The organism is Bacillus sp. EB106-04-02-XG92 (assembly GCF_058791995.1).
The window spans coordinates 344,452-360,541 of sequence record NZ_JBYTEA010000005.1 but is presented as its reverse complement, the minus strand read 5'-3'; the positions used below and the strand labels follow the sequence as shown (position 1 = coordinate 360,541).

Sequence of the window (16,090 nt, the reverse complement as noted above, 5' to 3'; positions counted from 1 at the left end):
ACGTTATGAGAAAAAGATTCGTTCAATTTTCTTTTGCAGTACTGTATCTAAAGATTTGACAAACCCAGCAAATTCATCGGTAGAAATCATATGAGTAAGAACGAGTCGTCTGCCGTCTGGTGTTTCACCGCATAAGACGAATGAAGAAAATTCATATGTTTTGTTTTCTACTACTAATTTTGGATAGGAATACGTGTCGCTTTTCTTCTTCTTTCCATCAATAGAGATGACGTTGCATTTTTTCTCATTGTTGTCCATGATGAATCCCTCCTTTCTATTACTTATGGTAGACAAGGAGGGTTTAGAACAATAGAGAAAGGGGAATTTTTTATGAGTGTAGTAATAGAACCTATTTCGAAAGAAGCGATACCGAAACCTTTATTATTGCTTGCTGATCCAAGTGAGGGGCAAATTGATACATATGTACAAAGAGGGAAAACATATGTAGCTAAGCAAGAGGGGAGAGTTATCGGTGTATATGTTCTTTTGGAAACAAGGCCGAAGACGATGGAAATTATGAATATTGCGGTTGTAGAGCATTTGCAAGGAAAAGGGATTGGAAAGAAGCTATTAAGTCATGCCATAGAAACCGCTAAAGGATATGGTATGTCAAAACTTGAAGTTGGTACAGGCAATTCTAGTGTTTCACAACTTGCTTTATATCAAAAATGTGGATTTCGTATTTTTTCTATTGATTTTGATTACTTTTCGAAGCATTATGAAGAAGAGATTATTGAAAATGGGATTGTATGCCGTGATATGATTCGGCTTGCAATGGAATTGAATCAGAACGTATAACTTATTTAGGGGGAAGAGAAGATGGAAGTACATAAAGCAATTACAGCACATTCTCGTAAACAAAATGAAAGTGTAAAAGCATGTTTACAATTAGATGCGCAGCGTGAAGCAGCTATTGAAGCAGCCGTATCTCTTGCGTCAAATGGGAAAGAATTTTCGGTTGATGTCATTAACGTTGTAACAAAGCAAATTAATGATCTTGCAAAAAATGGTGTTGCCTTGGAGCGTAAATATGTTACAGAAGAAATGGTTATGGAGTATGTAAGTCGTTTGAAAGAGAAAGAAGGTCGTTAAAGATGATAGTTACAGTCGAATGGTTACGTGAGCATATAGAAGATGAGAACGTCCGTATAATCGATTGTCGTTTTGATTTAGCGAATCCTAATTGGGGGAGAGAAAAGTATGAGGAAGAACATATTCCTCATGCAGTATATTTTGATTTGAATTTAGATTTATCAAGTCCTATAACAGAACACGGTGGCCGCCACCCGTTGCCAAATATTGAGGAGTTTGCAGACAAGCTTTCGCGAGCTGGTATTGATGAACATACGACAGTAATTGCATATGACAGTGAAGCGGGTGCAAATGCTTCTCGTCTCTGGTGGTTATTAAACTATGTAGGACATGAGAAAGTATATATATTAGATGGCGGATTTCCAGCTTGGAAAGAGAATGGACTACCGGTAACAAAGGAAATTCCTGTTGTTAAACGAAAGGCATTCAAAGCAAATGTACAAGGTCATATGCTTGTAACGATGGAAACGGTCAGAGAGAATATTCATACAGGTGCAGATGTTACGTTAATTGATTCTAGAGAGCCAAAACGTTATGCTGGTGTAGAGGAACTTGTTGATCCAAAAGCAGGACATGTTCCAACCGCAGTAAACTATTTTTGGAAGGATGGAATGCTGCAATCAGGGCACTTTAAGAATGAAGCTCAGCAACAAGAACGATTCCAAAATCTTGCGAAAGATAAGGAAACAATTGTATATTGTGGTTCTGGTGTTACAGCATGTCCAAACATTCTTGCATTGAAATTAGCTGGATTCCAAAATGTTAAATTGTATGCAGGTAGCTGGAGTGATTGGATTTCTTATCCAGAAAATCAAATTGCAAAAGAAGAAGATTAATCACTTGCATGCAAAAATAATTTGTATTAAAATAAGGTCACAAGCAAGAAATTGCTCGAAAAACTTTGTATTTTACACATTGGAAACAATGTGATAATATAACGACAAGTAAATAATACATCCTGCGGTGTACGTAACTTATTTATGTCTAAAACCGATGTTAGTTATACGGAAGCTCAATATTTAGCGACCATCATCAAGCCTTCCTTGTGGAGGAAGATGTAAGGTAACTGTGAGGGCATCCACCTGCGAGTAGCGGGTTTTTGGACATTTACGAGGAGCGGCACGTGCGGGGGGCTTATTTCAACTAACATTATATAAAATTCCTACGGTGTACGTAGCTTATGCATGTCTTAAACCAATAAGTTTAATATGGAAGTTCAATATTTAAATGTAGCTAACATGCCATCTTTTTAAGAAGGAAGTTACAAACATTTGTGAGAGCATCCACCTGTGAGAGCAGGTTTATGGACATCTAGAGAGAACGGCATATGTGGGGCTAAATAAAAACCTTACGTTTTATACGTAAGGTTTTTTGTTGCATATATATATCCATTAAAGTCCGATTGGTGAGGGCTAATAATCAGTGAGGGATGAAGTAAGCCCCCACTGATTAAAGTTTCACTTTATCTCGATTCACCTGTGAAGTTCCCATAATAAATATAGCATTTTCTGTCTTCATCAATTTCTCTTGAATCTAAAGCAAACTCCATATGCATGCCGTCGCGCTGAATATATATGATATCTGAATGAAGAGATGGTAAAATTTCTTCATAGTTCCATACATCTTTACTTTCAATCAAGTTTGAACTCGTATCCTTTAGCTCCCTAATTTCAAAACCGATGTGGAAGTAAGTAGGATCTGAAGGATCGTTAGAGAAAGTTTCTTGTTGAATATATATAACTGCTGTTCCGTCTGAATCTACTGAAGTTGCAGTGACAACATATGTATTTTTATCTTTTATAAAATATTCACAAGTCATGCGTGCGATGATTTCAGAATTAGAAATATTTGCATAGTTCCATAAAGCTGGATACCCTTTCGTCTCATCATTAAGTCGATATTCTAAGCGCATTTTATCCCTCTTCTTCCTTTTTCTTCTACTTTATCATGACATCCTATATAATAGGAATAGAATTTAAAAAGGGGAGTGCGAAGGTGACAAAAACGAAATGGCTAGTTGGTGGTGTCGTAACGTCTTTAATGACTGGCACCTTATTTGGTTGCGCGCAAGATCTTCCCCCAAAACCGAATGATAAGAGTTGTTCAGATTGGGATTGGGATGATGAGCTTGGGGTATGGCAGTGTGATGATAGTAGTTCAGGTTATCGTGGGCATTATTTCTATGGTGGGCGATACTATCAAAATAAATCCAATTTTAAAAATTCATCGGCGTTTAAATCGTATCAATCGTCTGCCGAATTTAAAGGGGGAATTGGAAGCGGTTCAAAGGGAGGATTTGGGGGCTAAAACATGTCGCAGTACATAAGGAATCGAAAAGAGTTTTATTCGAAATATCCGAATTTCTGGTCGGATCTATATGAATGTGAGTATAGTTTGTTTCATGTTTTTTCTATAACAAATGAGACTAAGAAACAATTGCAATTAGCAACTGAACGAATGGGAAAAATATTTTTTAAGACTGCTAGACTGTTGCGTAATTTAAGCGACGAACAGCTTCTTAAACTTGGATTTCCTCCTGCGAGCTTATCATTCATTAGAATGAAAGGATTATATCCTGAATCTGTTATTTCACGATTTGATTTCGTTTTAACAGGTGAAAACCAAATAAAAATGCTTGAGTTTAATAGTGATACACCCACCTTTATTATGGAATGCTTTCAAATGAATGGGGAAGTTTGTAAAAAGCTAGGTTATGATGATCCGAACTTAGGTCAAGAGCGATTGCTATCTTCTGGTGTTACAAAAGCTGTAATGGAAGCGATAAAGGGAATAGACAACCCAAATGTTGTTTTTACAGCACATCATGAACATATTGAGGATTGGAATACGACGATGTATTTGAGTCATTTATGCCATGTTGAAAATAAAGTAGTACCAATGTCAGAACTTAGAATTACAAAAGATGCTTTAGTGGATAGAGATGGAGTAAAGATTGATGTTTTATATCGCCAAACATATCCAATAGAAGATTTAATTGAGGATCAAGATCCAGAAACTGGAGATTTGGTTGGTGTGGAGTTGTTGCAGCTCGTAAAAGCCGGAAAGCTTTTTATTATAAATCCTTTGTCAGCATTTTTACTTCAGCCGAAATCAATTCAGTGTCTTATTTGGGGGCTAGCAGAAGAAGATGCCTTTTATACAAATGAGGAACGAGAGTGGATTAAAGAATATATGTTACCTACATATTTAGAACCAGATTTATTTTTAGGAAAAGGTTCTTTCGTTCAAAAACCTTCATTTGGTAGAGAGGGAGATACAATTACCGTTCGCGATAAGGACGAAAATATTATGATTCAAAATGTGCACCAAACGTATAAAGCGTCACTGCCGATATTTCAAAAGTATACAGAACTTCCAGTCGTATCTTTGGAAACAGAGAAAGGGATGGAGAAACTGTCGTATGTATTTGGTTCGTTTTTAATTGCGGGAAAAGCGAGTAGTATCGGTATTCGCGCTGGGGAAAAAATTACGGGTAATGAATCGTACTATTTACCGGTAGGTATAAAAAAGGAGGAAAGTACATGATTAATTTTTTATTATATTTAGCAGTCACACTTGGACTTTTATGCATTGGTCTATTCCTGATGGAAGTGACAACGAAAGTGAAAGAATTTAAGTTAATGGCCCAAGGAAATAAGGCGGTAAGCTATGTGCTTGGAGGGCGATTACTTGGGTTAGCGATTGTTTTATATTCAACAGCAGCTAATTCTATTTCACTTCTTGATATGGTTTCGTGGGGAGCAGTTGGGATTTTAGCTCAAATTATCGTCTTTTATTTAGCTGAGTGGCTTACACCGCGCTTTAATATAAACAAAAGTCTTGAAGAAGATAATCAAGCAGTCGGTCTTTTTCTTATGTTTTTATCGCTTTCTATTGGGATTGTAATTGCTGGATGTATCACTTATTAAGAACTTTACGTTTAAACATAAAGTTTTTTATTATGTCTACGTTAGTTTGTTATACCTTTTGAAAAAATTGTAGGCTACTGTTGACATCTATTTTAAATAAGAGTAACATTTTCTATGTAATAAAAATAAGTCTCTGTTAGGTGAGGCTCCTGTATAGAGAAATGCTACTGCCCAAAAATGTCGAGAGACGCCAATGGGTCAACAGGAATGATCGAATTAAGGTTTTTCTTAACGTAGCTGGTAATGTACCTATGCTATACAGTGCTAAAACTCGGCGAGGGAGAGGTCCGTAGATTTCTAATTGTATTAGGAATCGTTTATTTGTGTATGTCATGACCTTTACTCTTTTCGGAGTAAGGGTCTTTTTGTTACAAAGCTATGAGTAACATCATAGTATAAACTATAAAATTAAACGAGGAGGTGAGGAGCATGTCAAATTCTGATTCGGTTCCGTTACCCATATACTTCAAATCAAAAATATATGATGTAGGCAGGAAACGACTTGTTCCTCCCTCTATATTTATCATCATGTAGCGTTTATATGTACGTTTAAGCGCTAGACACTTTTACAGTAAAGTGGATAAATCGAGAAACAAAGCGTGTCTTCCTATGTTATAAAGGAGGAGACGATAATATGTTATATGCAAACAAAACTGTGGGTAACACGTCATATAAATTAAGTAAAAAATCAATGAAAGAACAAACATTGCTTCAAAAAAATAAAGATTTATTAATTGAAATCGCAACGAGAGATGTAAAATCTGTATTTGCGTATTTTAAAACAACAAGAGACGGATTATCTATGAAAGAGGCGCAAAAACGTATTCAAGTATACGGCCGAAATGAATTAACTTCAAAAAGAGCGCGTATTGCGGAAGTTATGATGAAGCTAAGTGGAATGATCCCAGGTTTTTCAAAACAACATGTATGTGATAAATCACAATGTGAGAAAATTACTGTGTCTCGAGTAGAATGTTCTAGTGTATCAGGGTTAAACGGTGAATTGAAAATGATGAATTTGCCAGTACAAGAGCTTGTTCCTGGAGATATGGTTTTTCTTTCAGAGGGTGATACAGTACCAGCAGATGTACGTATCATCTATGCAAATGATTTATTAGTAAATGAATCTGTGCTAACAGGAAGCGATGCAAGTGTTGAGAAATTTGAAAGCTGCTATCATCTTGAGCGCAAACGATTTATTCCTTTAAAACGAATGAAAGACTATAATCCACTTGAACTGGAAAACGTATGTTTCAAAGGGACGTATATTGTTGGTGGAAATGCAAAAGCTGTAGTTGTTTCGACTGGAAAAAATACGTATTCAGGAATTCTTCATACTTGTTGTAGTAGAACGTCTTAATGTGTAAATGATGCTAAATATACAAAAACAATGTATAATAGACAAAGTTGAAAAACGTAGAATGGTAATCTATTTATATAACCTTACGTGATGACGTGGGGTTATTATTTTTTTGGTAGGAGAGGAATTATGAAAAAAGTATTATTAGTTGATGGTATGGCACTATTATTTCGTGCTTTTTATGCAACAAGCGTCTACGGACAATTTATGAAACGACAAGATGGTACCCCTACAAACGGGATTCATGGTTATATGAAACATTTATTAACAGCTATGCAAGCAATTGAACCGACACACATCGTAACATGCTGGGATATGGGAAGTACAACATTTAGAACAGAATCGTTCTCAAATTATAAAGCGAATCGTGCAGCGCCGCCTGAAGAATTAATTCCGCAATTTGATTTAGTACAAGAAATGACTGCGAAATTGTCTATTCCAGTTATCGGTATGAAAGGGTATGAAGCGGATGATTGCATCGGTACGCTTGCAAAACAATACTGTAATGAAGCAGAAGTTTACATTTTAACAGGTGATACGGATTTACTTCAACTTGTTGATAAGAATGTTACAGTTATGCTTCTGCGCAAAGGAATTGGAAATTACGAGTACTACACACCAGAGAAAATTATGGAAGAAAAAGGTGTGGAACCGTGGCAAATCGTGCACGCAAAAGCTTTCATGGGAGATACGAGCGATAATTACCCAGGTGTAAAAGGTATCGGTGAAAAAACAGCATATAAGCTTATTCAAGAGCATGGTACAGTAGCAATTGTACTAGAAAATGTGGCATCTTTAACGAAAGCACAACGTACGAAGATTGAAAGTGATTTAGAGAATTTAAATATTTCATTACAATTAGCGCAAATTCATTGTGAAGTTCCTATTTCATGTTCACTAGAAGAAGGGTTACACACAATGGATGAAGAAAAACTAAGATTCGTTTGTGAAGAAATGAATTGGGGAAGACCTGAAATATTAATCAATATGCTGTAAATAGTTTATAAAGAAGGATGTTACATGAGTCGAACTTTGACTAGGTGGCACCTTCTTTTTTATTTTGGAAAACAGTGTGTAAGTCAGCGAAAGTATATGAAACTTGGCTAGAAATATATATAAATATTTCGACAAGGCAATTGATATAAGATGGCGTAAATGGCGATTTATGTAATGAAATGAAGCAATTACAAAACTGCTTTAGGAGGATCTCTTTTTTCGTGTTCACAAAGTTGTCAGAAAATAAACGTAATTTTCATATGAAGTTCAAATGGAATTCACAACAATCAATTATTATAAGAACAACCAGATAATTCTTTATCTTTTATCCCACTTTAATGGGTAGTAAGACCCCCATCTCAAAATTCAGCGAAAGCAAAGAAGTTAGGTGGGGGTCGGGCTGCCCATAAAAGTCCGATTGGTGAAGGCTAATAATCAGTGGGGGATGAAGAGCCCCCCCACTGATTAAAGTTTCACTTTATATAAACCATCCCCCAAGGAGGACAATAAAAATGAGAAAAAAAGTGAGAAAATCTTTTAAACAACTATTAATTGAAAATAAACAATCACTATTAAATAATAAAGAAAATATGAAAGAAATTGAAGAGAGAATTGAGAAACGACATGTCGCATATAGTGGCTCTAGCAACTAAATAAAATAAAAAAGATAGCCGATAAAGGCTATCTTTTTTTGTTTTATATTTAAATAACTATATTCCTCTCTTTAATTTTTGTAAATATACAAGATATTTTCATAGTGTTTTTCTACTAATTTTTTTCATTTTTCGAGGTTGAAATTGGTATATACCAATATAAAAAACTCACTGTTCATAATATTACAAAAAATGTTACAATACATTCAAAATTACGCTATAAATCATTTTAATATGAAAAATTGGAATGAAAAGAAAGGAGAGGAATATGAATAATGGTGTCGCTTTGAAATGATTATTATCATTTCATTAGGAGTTGATATAAAGCGATGAATAGGTATGAAGAATTGGATTCAATTAGAGGGATTTCTTCATTGGTAGTAATGATTGGTCATCATTTAATGATTTTTTCAGTATTTCAAAATTACAGTTATGAAGATAATAAACCATTTGTTATGTATCTATTAAAAGAAACGCCTGCTCGCTTAATTTTTAGTAGTGGTAACGAATCTGTTATTATCTTTTTTGTTTTGAGTGGATTTGTTTTGTATAGATCCATTCAAAACAACTACGATAGTTATGGGTCATTCCTTTTAAAACGTATATGCAGAATTTATATTCCATATATCGTAGCAATACTTATAGCTATTTTATGCCAAACTACAATGAGTGAATATGGAATTTCTCATTTAAGTGAATGGTTTAATCGCTCATGGACGATTGAAAGTTCTTTAAGCTTAATTGTGCAGCATATATTATTGGTTGGGAAATATAATACAGATGCATATAACGGCGTAATTTGGTCACTTGTTCATGAAATGCGAATATCAATGATTTTCCCGTTAGTTTTGATGGTTTGTTTACGAAAAACGTTGAGGGGTTCATTATTGTCATTGTTTAGTTTTAGTATATGTTCTGTCTTGATTTTATTATTATTTCACTCAAGTTTGACATTAACTAGTTATGCATTAACTCTACATTACACAGTGCTATTTTTACTAGGAGCACTAGTTGCGAAATATAAAGAAAATGTAATAGTTTTTTATAGTAATCGTACTAAAAATGAGAAAATTGCTTGGTTTTTATTTGCGATTTTACTTTATATGTATGAAGGGCTTATTGGAGAAATTAAATTGCTCAATAATTTTATATTTCGAGACTACGTAATAGCGATAAGTGCATGTTTATTTGTCGTATTAAGTTTATCAGTAGCAACTTTGTCATCCTTGCTGCGTAATAAATACTTGTTATATTTGGGGAAGATTTCTTACAGTCTTTATTTATACCATATCATATCGTTATTTTCCCTTATATACATGCTCCATGAAATATTGCCGTTGCCTATTATTTTAATTTTTTCACTCGTTTTTTCGTTTATACTTGCGATGCTTTCATATATATTTGTAGAAAAATTTGCATTCAGAGTCGGAAAGTATGTAACAAAGCAAGCGAATAGAAAGAAGAAAGGGTTATCTGTAAAGAATGATTTGCAGAATATGAATCAGACAAAGGCGGTGAAATAATTGAAGCAGGAAATGAGTATAAAAGATTTTCAACAATTATTGAGAAGAAGATTCGTAACGATCATTTTAACAATGAGTTGTTTAACCGCTTCTTTAGTTCTTATCTCTATGTACGTATTAAAGCCTTCGTATCAATATTCAACGCAAATTCTCGTTGGGAATTTAGACGGGTTTAATAAGGAGAATGCGATGAATAAAACACAGGAAAATAAGCAGCTTGTAACGTCGTATGTTGATATTTTAAAAAGCCCACTTATTATTTCAACAGTCAAAAAGACTTTAAAATTAGAGCAATCAAGTTATGAATTAGCTCAAAAGATTTCAGTGGTGAATATGGACAATTCACAAATTGTTACTGTTACAGTGAAAGATTCGGATCCTACAATCGTAAAAGAAATTGTAAAGTCATTGGCAGAACAATCTCAAAAAAGCTTTCAACAGTATACGAATGTACAGGGGATAAAGATATTAACTGATCCTGAGTTACAGGAAAAAGCTGAAAAGTTGTTTCCGAAATTTCAACTTATCATCCCTATCTCTTTAATTGTTAGTTTTTTTGTTGGGGTAGGTTTAGCTGTATTTCGAGATTATTTTGATGAGCGTATATACGTGGAGCAAGATTTGGAGAAAATAACAACAATTCCTGTTATTGGTCACATAAATATGAAACCGAAAAGAAAAAAGAAATCTACAGAAATTGATACGAAATCATCTATATATCGAGGTGAACATGTCGATGTTTAAGACGAAGAAAAAGCTGCCATTTGATCCTCATGATGCTCTAATGAAAGAGCAGTTTTATACGGTGTATCATGAGCTGAAAAAATCGGGGAAACAAGTGTTCACAGTAAGTTCAACAAAGGATAGAGGTGTTGTTGCTTCGCTTATAGTAAATATAGGTCTAGTGTTTGCGGAAATGAAAAAAAAGGTGCTACTTATCGATGTGAATTTTTCTGATCCTAAATTACATCTACTATTACAAAGCAATTATACGAAAACAGTGAACGATATAATAAGTGATGCCCCTTGTAGTTATGAATCTTTTTCTAGTAATTTATCTAAATACTTATATTGTATTCCAGCCCAAAAAACAGTACACAGTGGTACGCCTTTAGTTACTACGGATGAATTTGATCATGTAATTGCGAAGTGGAAAGAAGATTTTGATTACATTTTCTTGTATTCCTCTGAAGTATTTGAGCTTCCTGCTACGCACATGATTGCAGGGAAGTGCGATGGAGTAATTTTAGCAGTCAAGAGGCGAAAAGATTCTCTGCGTACCGTGCAAAAAGTAATAGCGGATATAAAGCGGAAAGAATGTGAATTAATAGGTATAGTTTTATATTCTTGAATGTGGGGGTAACGATCTATGATTCGTGAAACAAATCAAGCCAAGTTGTATATGATTCCGGCCCAAGAAAAGACCAGTATTTTGAATCGAAGTATAAAGCGCTTGTTTGATATTATATTTTCACTCATATTGTTACTAGTAACGCTACCAATTATGTTGTTCTTTTGTATTATGATTGTTTTTGAAACAGCAGGAGCTCCAATTTATTTTCAAGAACGTTTAGGGATGAACGGGAAGAAATTTAATGTATTTAAATTAAGGTCGATGGTAAAAGATGCTGAAATAAATGGGCCACAATGGGCAGATGAAAATGATTCAAGAATTACTAAAGTTGGAGCATTTATAAGAAAAACGAGAATTGATGAGTTGCCGCAACTTTTAAATATTTTAAAAGGTGAGATGTCTTTTGTTGGCCCTAGACCAGAGAGAGAGTATTTTTATAAACAATTTGATGCGTATATTCCAGAATTTAAAAGTCGCTTAATTGTGAAACCAGGGCTAACAGGATGGGCACAAATAAATGGAGGGTATAATCTTGATCCGAAAGAAAAGTTGAAATGGGACATGGAGTATATTGAAATGAAAACGATTAAGATGGACGTTCGTATTTTATGTAAAACCGTTTTAATAGTATTGAACGGTAATGGTGCAAGATAAATATATGTAAGTAGGTTGCTTGCAAAGGAGAGCAGGTATGGGTAGGTCTATTTTAAATAATATCATCCATCTATTTTATAGCACGATTTTAGCTAATCTTCTTCAGGCTGTTAGTTTAATTGCTTTAGCAAATTTTTTTAATGCACAAAATTATGGGATGTTTAGTGTTGCCATAGCAGTGACGTTTGTTATGTTATTTTTTACAGATTTAGGACTTACGAATACGTTTCTTCGAGAAGGCGCAAAAGATGGAGTAGATTTAGAGACGATTTTATCGTCGTATATAAAAGTAAGGATGATTCTACTTATATGTATTTCTATAATCGGCTATATTGCTATTCATTATATGTATGCGGATAGAAATTTAATTTACATGATGATAAACGTAATGTTTTTCATGTTAATAGGATTAACTTGGCAAAATATAGGGATTGCCTACTTTCAGCTGACGGAGCGTATGAAGTATATAGCGCTTATTAAAGTGGTATCAGCGATAGTTGTCATTATCATTACATGTTTTTGTATTTTCGGAGAGTTACCAGTTTATATAACTGCTCGTTTATATGGATTTGGTTATATGATCGGTGGTGTATTCAGTATATATGTAATGAAAAGAAAGACGAGTATGAATATGAAAGTCGTAATTCATAAAGCGTTATTTTGGCAATTGCCGCCTTTTATTATTAGTGGTTTTTTAATAATGAGTACGCCACAATTAGCACCTATCTTACTTAACTATACATTGCCATTAAGTATGGTAGGTGTTTTCGCAGTGGCGTATCGGATGCCAGCAGCTTTATATCAAGTACCAGGGGTAATTGCAGGGGCATTTTATCCAGTGCTCTTTAAGCATTATAATCAGAATAAAATAAAAGAGCACACGAAATTAAACTTACTTCAAATAAAATCAATGGCGATTGTGGGAATATGTATGACGATAGGTTTATATCATTTAGCGCCATATTTTATTTCTATATTTTTTCATGAGGAATGGAGAAATGCAGTAGAACCACTTCAAATATTATCATTTCTCATTGTGCTGCAAAGTTTAAATATTGCTATAGCTGACGGCTTAACGACGAGTGGACATCAAAATAAAAGAACGTTTGTACAATGTATAGCATTAGTGATAGGTGGGATTATGCTTTATAGCCTGAGTAGCATTGGTGGAGTGATAGGGGCGGCTTATGCTATGGTTTTATTTGAAATTGTAGCTTTAGTTGGATATATAGCAGTAAGTGCAGTGAAGGGGAAAATTGTATTTCAAATTGTTATACCTTATACAATTTATTTTGGCGTAACTTTTATTGGAGTGCAATATATATTGCATGCATATCATTTCATTGCGCTCGTTCTTAATACGTTAATCGTAATAGTTGGTATATTCCTATATGATTATGAGCTGAAAAAACTTCTTTTTTCGTTTATAAGAAAAACACGCAAAAAGGATTATATTACGAAACAGGGGATATAGCCTATGGAAAATAATATGAAAATATCGATGAAATGGATTATGCTCTTAATACTATTTGTCATGTTAAGTAAATACAACATATATATTGGGTTTTCATTGAAGATATATATGATTTTTTTAGTCATCTATTTTTGTTTAACAGTTAAAAACTTTCATATTCAAAAGCTATATTTTCATGAAGTTGTATTTTTACTATTTTATTTCATCTATTGTTTCAGTGGAATTCTTTCTATATATTTACATGCTAGTATTCGTATGATTTTTGGTGTGCTACTTGTTTTAGGATGCTATTTTATAATGAGAAATTTAGTAGGAAATGTTGAAATAGCAACACTTGAATCATCTATTGTCTATGTGGGAATTATATTTAATATTATAAGTTTAATACTGTATATAGTCGGTTTACAGCACTTTGGATTGTATGGTGGAGAAGAAAGAGAAATTTTTGCTGGACTATTAGTTGATAGAGGCTATCCAAGGTTAATTGGTTTGCTAGATGATCCTAACATTTTTATTTTTTATAATACAATATTTTTTATGTATTATATGACAAATCTACATAATGTGACGAACATTTTTGGATTGATTTTATGTGTTACGACAAGTTTATTAACTTTTTCAAGAGGAGGAATATTAGCACTCGTGCTTGTCGTTTTTGTATATGTATGTACATCTAGTTTTGCAAAAAAAATAAAAATAATAATGAGTTTACTATTGTTTGGCGTAGTAATTTTTAGTTTATCGAATAGTGTAATGGGCGGCCAATTGGATGACATATTGAATAAACGAATTTCTGATTTTTCGCACGATAATGGAAGTGGTAGATTTACGTTATGGGAAGCTGCTTTTAAATATTATGTATCCAATCCATACATCGGAATCGGCGCGTTTAATTTTTCGAATTATTATGAGTTTCAATTTAATGAAAAATTATATGTACACAATACATTTTTAGAAATTTTGTCTGAATCAGGTACAATTGGTTTTCTTTTATATAGCGCGTTTTTAATTATATTAATGTTCAAGTTAACGCAGTATACTTTGTTTCGTGAAAAACCGTATCTTTTATTGACGATGATTGCATTTTTATTTCAGATGATGTCATTGTCACTCATTATTAACGAAGCGTTCTTTTTATTTTTAGCAATGGTTGTGAAGTACATTTCAATATATGAAGGAAGGGGAAAGGTAGATGGTAAAATGTCTATCAGCACTTAATAAGGCGCCTCATGTTTCTGTAATAACACCTTCTTATAATAGTATACGATTTATAGGTGAGACGATTTTATCAGTACAAAATCAATCATATGAAAATTGGGAAATGATTATCGTTGATGACGCTTCAACTGACCAATCTGCTGCAAAAATTAAAGAGATAATAGAAGGGGACTCGCGTATTAGGCTAATATCATTAAAAGAAAATGTTGGTGCTGCGAAAGCTCGGAATTTAGCGATTGAAGAGGCGAGAGGAAGATATATTGCTTTTTTAGATAGCGATGATATATGGTTGCCACATAAATTGAAGACACAGTTGTTATTTATGCAAGAAATGAATGCGGCCTTTTCATATGCATCGTATCGTTTAATCGATGAAAACGGTAATGAACTAAATCGAGAAGTGAATATACCAAAATCTGTTGACTATCATCGTTTGGCAGGAAATACAATTATCGGTTGTTTAACGGTAATGATTGATCGAGAAAAAATTTCGCATATTGAAATGCCTAATGTGCAGCCGGAAGATACAGCGCTATGGCTAAACTTATTACATGAAGGGCATGAAGCGAAAGGAATACAGCAAGTGTTAGCGAAGTATAGAATTGTAGAAAATTCTGTTTCGAGAAATAAAATGAGAGCGGCTTTTCGGTATTGGAAATTATTAAAGGAACAAAAACGATTGAATGCAGTGCAAATTTTTTACTATTTTAGTAAGTATGCTTTTCATGCCTATAGAAAAAATAAAATCAATGTAGTTGGGAAGACGCAATTATGAATATATTGTTGATGACAGACAAATTGATAACTGGAGGAGCTGAAAGTTATTTCTGTAAATTGGAAAGCAATTTGCGTGATGAGAACTTTACAGTTTATACAGCTGCAGGTGATGGAGAACTATATGAATCTCTTACTAGAAAAGAAAATTTTATGTTGCTTAGTCGATGGAATCATTTGAGAAATATTTATTACTTGCGAAGAGAAATATGTGATCGAAAGATAGAAATTATTCATGCAAATAGTTTACGAATGGTTTTATATTCATTTCTACTTCAAAAGTTTATGAAAAAAAAGATAAAAGTCGTGTATACGAAACATAATGTAACGATATTAGAAAAGAAAATGCCAATTCTTTTTCGTTATTTCATGAATAAATATGTGAACAATATTATTACAGTAAGTGAGTTTGAAAAAAATAATTTAATTTCTATGCATGTAGCTGCAGAAAAAATAAAGACGATTTATAACGGTGTGGATATTGAAAAGTTTTTATTCCGGCAGAAAAAGACAGAATCTACTTATCATGTAGGGATATTAGCTAGATTATCCAAAGAAAAAAACCATCAACTATTTGTGAAAATTGCAAATGTGTTGAAAAAGAGAGCTGATTTTAAGTTTTATATTGCTGGTGATGGACCAGAGAAAGAGTCTATTATGAAAGAAATAGAAAAGTATGGATTGCAGCAAAATGTAAAGATGTTAGGTAATATTTCGGAACCACATGGATTTATAGGAAATATGGATGCCTTACTTTTATTATCTTTTCGAGAAGTGTTTCCGATGGTGGTAATTGAAGCGATGGCCACAGGGACACCAATTATTTCAATAGATGTCGGCGGAATAAATGAAGCGGTAATAGATGGAGAATCAGGTGTTTTGATATCTGAATATTGTGAATTGGGATTTGTAAGTGCGCTTGAGGAATTAAAAGAGAATGAAGAAAAGGTGAATGGTATTAGACTGAAAGCACGAGAGAAAGCAGAGAGATATTTCTCGTTAACTAAAATGATAGAAGAAACGAAAGATTTATATGAATTAAACAAATGACTGTAGAAGTCGT

Annotated in this window: 19 protein-coding genes, 2 other RNA genes and 1 riboswitch; of the genes, 19 read left to right on the top strand and 2 right to left on the bottom strand. The window is 33.5% G+C overall.

From position 1 onward, the window contains the following. Positions 1-3 precede the first annotated feature (3 nt). Positions 4-258, bottom strand: coding sequence for a DUF3931 domain-containing protein (locus AC3WVA_RS15645; protein WP_000369740.1), 255 nt, complete (start codon positions 256-258; stop codon positions 4-6). Positions 259-330: 72 nt separating this feature from the next. Between AC3WVA_RS15645 and AC3WVA_RS15640 the strand changes: the two genes are divergently transcribed. The 5 genes from AC3WVA_RS15640 to ssrS (AC3WVA_RS15620) all read left to right on the top strand — a co-directional run bounded on the left by AC3WVA_RS15640 (position 331) and on the right by ssrS (AC3WVA_RS15620) (position 2,432). Beyond that, positions 331-798 (top strand): GNAT family N-acetyltransferase, encoded by a 468-nt coding sequence (locus AC3WVA_RS15640; protein ID WP_048527102.1) that lies wholly within the window; start codon positions 331-333, stop codon positions 796-798. A gap of 21 nt (positions 799-819) precedes the next feature. Beyond that, positions 820-1,092 (top strand): YpbS family protein, encoded by a 273-nt coding sequence (locus tag AC3WVA_RS15635; RefSeq protein ID WP_098345154.1) that lies wholly within the window; start codon positions 820-822, stop codon positions 1,090-1,092. A 2-nt stretch (positions 1,093-1,094) separates the two neighbouring features. Next, positions 1,095-1,928: a sulfurtransferase gene (locus tag AC3WVA_RS15630; RefSeq protein ID WP_492322025.1), complete on the top strand. Its 834-nt coding sequence runs from the start codon at positions 1,095-1,097 to the stop codon at positions 1,926-1,928. 116 nt (positions 1,929-2,044) lie between these two features. After that, positions 2,045-2,228: non-coding RNA, 6S RNA (gene ssrS / locus AC3WVA_RS15625), on the top strand. Between the two features lie 20 nt (positions 2,229-2,248). After that, positions 2,249-2,432, top strand: a non-coding RNA gene (gene ssrS / locus AC3WVA_RS15620) — 6S RNA. A gap of 122 nt (positions 2,433-2,554) precedes the next feature. On the opposite strand, the gene AC3WVA_RS15615 is transcribed toward ssrS (AC3WVA_RS15620), so the two are convergent. Further along, positions 2,555-3,004 carry a hypothetical protein gene (locus AC3WVA_RS15615; RefSeq protein WP_098520768.1) on the bottom strand — a complete coding sequence of 150 codons (450 nt, stop codon included), beginning with the start codon at positions 3,002-3,004 and terminating at the stop codon, positions 2,555-2,557. Positions 3,005-3,087: 83 nt separating this feature from the next. On the opposite strand from AC3WVA_RS15615, the gene AC3WVA_RS15610 reads away from it, so the two are divergent. The 14 genes from AC3WVA_RS15610 to AC3WVA_RS15545 all read left to right on the top strand — a co-directional run bounded on the left by AC3WVA_RS15610 (position 3,088) and on the right by AC3WVA_RS15545 (position 16,077). Continuing rightward, the gene (locus AC3WVA_RS15610; RefSeq protein ID WP_048527104.1) at positions 3,088-3,399 is read left to right on the top strand and encodes a hypothetical protein; all 312 of its coding nucleotides are present in this window, start codon (positions 3,088-3,090) and stop codon (positions 3,397-3,399) included. Between the two features lie 3 nt (positions 3,400-3,402). Further along, entirely contained in the window at positions 3,403-4,638 is a 1,236-nt protein-coding gene (locus AC3WVA_RS15605; RefSeq protein WP_048527105.1) for a glutathionylspermidine synthase family protein, read from the top strand. Continuing rightward, complete coding sequence (locus AC3WVA_RS15600; protein WP_000606860.1) at positions 4,635-5,021, top strand: DUF350 domain-containing protein; 387 nt, start codon at positions 4,635-4,637, stop codon at positions 5,019-5,021. Before AC3WVA_RS15605 ends, AC3WVA_RS15600 begins: the two co-directional genes overlap by 4 nt. A gap of 125 nt (positions 5,022-5,146) precedes the next feature. Next, a riboswitch (M-box (ykoK) riboswitch) is annotated at positions 5,147-5,312 on the top strand. Positions 5,313-5,655: 343 nt separating this feature from the next. After that, positions 5,656-6,381, top strand: coding sequence for a P-type ATPase actuator domain-containing protein (locus AC3WVA_RS15595; protein ID WP_098520767.1), 726 nt, complete (start codon positions 5,656-5,658; stop codon positions 6,379-6,381). A gap of 129 nt (positions 6,382-6,510) precedes the next feature. Further along, positions 6,511-7,377 carry a 5'-3' exonuclease gene (locus AC3WVA_RS15590; protein ID WP_098520766.1) on the top strand — a complete coding sequence of 289 codons (867 nt, stop codon included), beginning with the start codon at positions 6,511-6,513 and terminating at the stop codon, positions 7,375-7,377. 512 nt (positions 7,378-7,889) lie between these two features. Next, a complete protein-coding gene (locus tag AC3WVA_RS15585; RefSeq protein WP_048527108.1) occupies positions 7,890-8,030 on the top strand; it encodes an FbpB family small basic protein in 141 nt (46 codons plus the stop codon). 329 nt (positions 8,031-8,359) lie between these two features. Next, complete coding sequence (locus AC3WVA_RS15580; protein ID WP_098345888.1) at positions 8,360-9,553, top strand: acyltransferase family protein; 1,194 nt, start codon at positions 8,360-8,362, stop codon at positions 9,551-9,553. Next, positions 9,554-10,297 carry a YveK family protein gene (locus AC3WVA_RS15575; RefSeq protein ID WP_098345887.1) on the top strand — a complete coding sequence of 248 codons (744 nt, stop codon included), beginning with the start codon at positions 9,554-9,556 and terminating at the stop codon, positions 10,295-10,297. Beyond that, positions 10,284-10,904, top strand: a complete 621-nt coding sequence (locus tag AC3WVA_RS15570; protein ID WP_048527111.1) for a CpsD/CapB family tyrosine-protein kinase — start codon at positions 10,284-10,286, stop codon at positions 10,902-10,904. Before AC3WVA_RS15575 ends, AC3WVA_RS15570 begins: the two co-directional genes overlap by 14 nt. A gap of 18 nt (positions 10,905-10,922) precedes the next feature. Further along, positions 10,923-11,561, top strand: coding sequence for a sugar transferase (locus AC3WVA_RS15565; protein ID WP_098345886.1), 639 nt, complete (start codon positions 10,923-10,925; stop codon positions 11,559-11,561). Positions 11,562-11,598: 37 nt separating this feature from the next. Then, the gene (locus AC3WVA_RS15560; protein ID WP_141539556.1) at positions 11,599-13,035 is read left to right on the top strand and encodes an oligosaccharide flippase family protein; all 1,437 of its coding nucleotides are present in this window, start codon (positions 11,599-11,601) and stop codon (positions 13,033-13,035) included. A gap of 3 nt (positions 13,036-13,038) precedes the next feature. Next, complete coding sequence (locus AC3WVA_RS15555) at positions 13,039-14,253, top strand: O-antigen ligase family protein (protein ID WP_098520764.1); 1,215 nt, start codon at positions 13,039-13,041, stop codon at positions 14,251-14,253. Continuing rightward, positions 14,228-15,028, top strand: a complete 801-nt coding sequence (locus AC3WVA_RS15550) for a glycosyltransferase family 2 protein (protein ID WP_098520763.1) — start codon at positions 14,228-14,230, stop codon at positions 15,026-15,028. Before AC3WVA_RS15555 ends, AC3WVA_RS15550 begins: the two co-directional genes overlap by 26 nt. Continuing rightward, positions 15,025-16,077 carry a glycosyltransferase family 4 protein gene (locus AC3WVA_RS15545; protein ID WP_098520762.1) on the top strand — a complete coding sequence of 351 codons (1,053 nt, stop codon included), beginning with the start codon at positions 15,025-15,027 and terminating at the stop codon, positions 16,075-16,077. Before AC3WVA_RS15550 ends, AC3WVA_RS15545 begins: the two co-directional genes overlap by 4 nt. Positions 16,078-16,090 lie beyond the last annotated feature (13 nt).